3 protein-coding genes and 1 pseudogene are annotated in these 2,819 nt (G+C 77.2%); all 4 read right to left on the bottom strand.

Annotated features, from left to right (window positions below; genetic code table 11):
• Positions 1–16 precede the first annotated feature (16 nt).
• A complete protein-coding gene (gene fmt, locus EBM89_RS20240; protein WP_122151369.1) occupies positions 17–976 on the bottom strand; it encodes a methionyl-tRNA formyltransferase in 960 nt (319 codons plus the stop codon).
• 32 nt (positions 977–1,008) lie between these two features.
• Positions 1,009–1,635: an HAD family hydrolase gene (locus EBM89_RS20235; protein WP_122151368.1), complete on the bottom strand. Its 627-nt coding sequence runs from the start codon at positions 1,633–1,635 to the stop codon at positions 1,009–1,011.
• Entirely contained in the window at positions 1,632–2,342 is a 711-nt protein-coding gene (locus EBM89_RS20230; protein WP_122151367.1) for a DUF1345 domain-containing protein, read from the bottom strand. Before EBM89_RS20230 ends, EBM89_RS20235 begins: the two co-directional genes overlap by 4 nt.
• Positions 2,343–2,361: 19 nt before the next feature.
• A pseudogene (locus EBM89_RS20225) lies at positions 2,362–2,819 on the bottom strand (primosomal protein N'); the annotation flags it as partial.

Genomic DNA, 2,819 nt, shown 5'->3' with positions numbered 1-2,819 from the left:
TCCGGGCGCCGGCCGGTCACGCGTCCGCCTCGGTCGCGGCGGCGGGAGCGCCGAGGACGGTCCCCTCGGGCAGACGCGCCCCGCGCGCCCAGTCGGCGGCGGCCATGGCCTTCTTCCCGGCGGGCCGCACCTCCCCCAGCCGGACGGCGTGCGTGCCGGTGCCGACGAGGACCTCGGCGCGTCCCGCCCGCACCTCGCCCGGGCGCAGGTCGGTGACGTCCGGCACGAGCCGCACCGGGCCGAGGCCCAGCCGCGACCCGTCGGGCAGGGTCGTCCACGCGCCGGGTGCGGGCGTGCAGCCGCGCACGCGCCGGTCGACGGCCATCGCGGGGTGCCGCCAGCGCACGTGGGCGTCCTCAGTGCTGAGGCTCGGCGCGAGGCTGACCCCGTCGGCGGGCTGCGGGACGGGCTGCAGCACGCCGTCCTCCAGGGCGTCGAGCGTGCTGACCAGCAGTCCGGACCCCGCGTGGGCGAGGCGGTCGAGCAGGTCGCCGGTGGTGTCGGTCGGGCGGATCGTCTCGGTGAGCATGCCGAGCACGGGGCCGGTGTCGAGGCCCTTCTCCAGCCGGAACGTCGTGGCGCCGGTGACCTCGTCCCCGGCGATGAGCGCGTGCTGCACGGGCGCGGCGCCGCGCCACGCGGGCAGCACGGAGAAGTGCAGGTTGACCCAGCCGTGCCGGGGCAGGTCGAGCGCGGCGGGCGGCACGAGGTTGCCGTACGCGACCACGGGGGCGGCGTCGACGTCGAGCGCGGCGATCTGCGCCTGCACCTCGGGGTCCTTGAGCGTCGTCGGGGTCAGCACCTCGAGCCCGTGCTCCAGCGCCCGCTGCTTGACGGGGCTGGGCGTGAGGGTGCGACCGCGTCCCGCCCGGGCGTCGGGGCGGGTGAGGACGGCGACGACCTCGTGGCGGGAGGCGAGCAGGGCGTCCAGGGCGGGCAGCGCCACCGCGGGCGTCCCGGCGAAGAGCAGGCGCATGACCACCGATCCTAGTGCCGCGCCCGGTCACCTCAGCCCGGCGGCGCCCCGGGCAGCACGCCGCGCGCGACCAGGTCCGCCCGCAGCGCGTCCGCCCCCGTGAACAGCACCGCCTGGTACCCGCACGCGGCGGCCCCCGCGACGTTGCGCGGGCTGTCGTCGACGAACACGGTGCGGGCGGGGTCGAGCGCGTGCCGCTCGGCGGCGAGCGCGAAGATGCGGGGGTCCGGCTTCACGACGCCCTCGCGGCCGGACACGACCACGCCCTCCAGCCGCCCGATGACGGGGGCGGCGACGACGCCGTGGTGGTACGTCTCCGCCGACCAGTTGGTGAGCCCGAGCACCCGCACCCCGGCGGCGCGCAGGTCGTCGACCACCGCCGCCGACCCGGGGACCGGACCGGGCAGGGCGTGCGCGAACCGCTCGACGTAGAGGTCGACCGTCGCCGCGTGCCGGGGGTGCCGGGCGGCGACCTCGGCGCGGGCCTCGCTCCAGGGCCGTCCGGCGTCCTGCCGCAGGTTGAGGTCCGCGAAGTCGACGTCGGCGAAGAACTCCGCGACCTCGGCGTCCGTGAGCACCCCGGCGAACGCCCGCTCGGGCTCCCACCGCACGAGGACGTTGCCGAGGTCGAGCAGCACGGCGTCCACGGCGCCCGTCATCCGCCGAGCCCGCCGAACAGCAGCGAGACCATCATCGCGACGATCACCGAGTTGAACGCGAAGGCGAACAGCACGTTCAGCCGGACCAGCCCCCAGCCCTCGCGGGTCCGCACGCGCGCCGAGACGGTGGCCGCCATCGTGGACAGCAGCACGGCGAGCGTCAGGTAGTCGTCGAACCGCGGGTCGCCCTCGGCCTCCATCCGGACGGCGCGCTGCTCCTCCGCGACGCCCGCGTCGAGCCGCAGGTACTGCAGCGCGAACGCGTAGACCATCGCGGCCCACGAGCTCGCGACGCAGATCAGCCCGAGGACGATGTACCGCCAGTCCTCCCGGTAGCCGGGGTCCTGGGCGACGGCGACCGTGACGAGCACCGCGGCGAGGGCGGCCAGCAGGGTCCAGTTCGCCGCGCCCCCGTAGCCGAGCAGCCAGTTCCACCACCGGCGGCTGAGCGTGCGCTCGCGCCGGGTGCTGCTCTCCAGGGCGCGCGGACCGCGCCGGGCGTAGGCGACGTGGGTCCACGCGAGGTAGATCAGCACGAAGACCGGCCAGGTCACCAGGAAGTAGGGCACGGTGAACGACGTCAGGTCCTCGGGTTCCAGCCCCTGGCCCCAGTCGGTGAGGGCGAGCGCCCCGCCGACACCGAGGACCCCCGCCGCGAGCGAGCTCCAGTTCGCGCGGGCGGTGTCGCTGACGTAGCGGCCGGCCATCACCGGGCTCCGCTCGTGGTCACAGCATCTCCTCCGGGTCGAGCCGCACGCGCAGGCTCCCACCCTCGCGGCGCGCGCTGCGGACCGCCAGCGCGGCGGCGAGCGACCGGGCGAGCGCGGCACCGTGCGCGACCGGCACCCGGACCAGGGCGCGGACCGGCGGGTCCAGCGTCTCCTGCACCGCGACCGCCCCCGGGGACAGCGGCTCGGGCAGCGGCACTGGGCCGAGGATGTCCCCGCCCGCGGGCAGGTCGACCCGGGCGAGCACGGCGGCGACCACCTCGCGGGTCCCGGTCAGCTCGGCGACTCGCGCGGCGGGCGGCAGGTGCAGCTCGGCGCGCTCGGCGAGCTCGCGGGCGGCCATCCCGGCGGGGTCCCACCGGACGAGGGCCTGGGTCGGACGCTCGGCGGCGTCCCCGACGAGCAGCACCACGCCGCCGTCGCGCGCGGGCCGGACCAGCGCCGCGGCCGCGAGCC

Source organism: Cellulomonas triticagri, from assembly GCF_003696205.1.
GTDB lineage: Bacteria > Actinomycetota > Actinomycetes > Actinomycetales > Cellulomonadaceae > Cellulomonas > Cellulomonas triticagri.
The sequence above is the reverse complement of the archived record's forward strand: the minus strand, read 5'-3'. Positions and strand labels throughout refer to the sequence as shown.

Excerpts from the sequence above, each read along its gene's own strand:
- fmt (WP_122151369.1), bottom strand. The coding sequence starts at position 976 with ATGCGCCTGCTCTTCGCCGGGACGCCCGCGGTGGCGCTGCCCGCCCTG.
- EBM89_RS20230 (WP_122151367.1), bottom strand. The coding sequence starts at position 2,342 with ATGGCCGGCCGCTACGTCAGCGACACCGCCCGCGCGAACTGGAGCTCG.
- EBM89_RS20235 (WP_122151368.1), bottom strand. The coding sequence starts at position 1,635 with ATGACGGGCGCCGTGGACGCCGTGCTGCTCGACCTCGGCAACGTCCTC.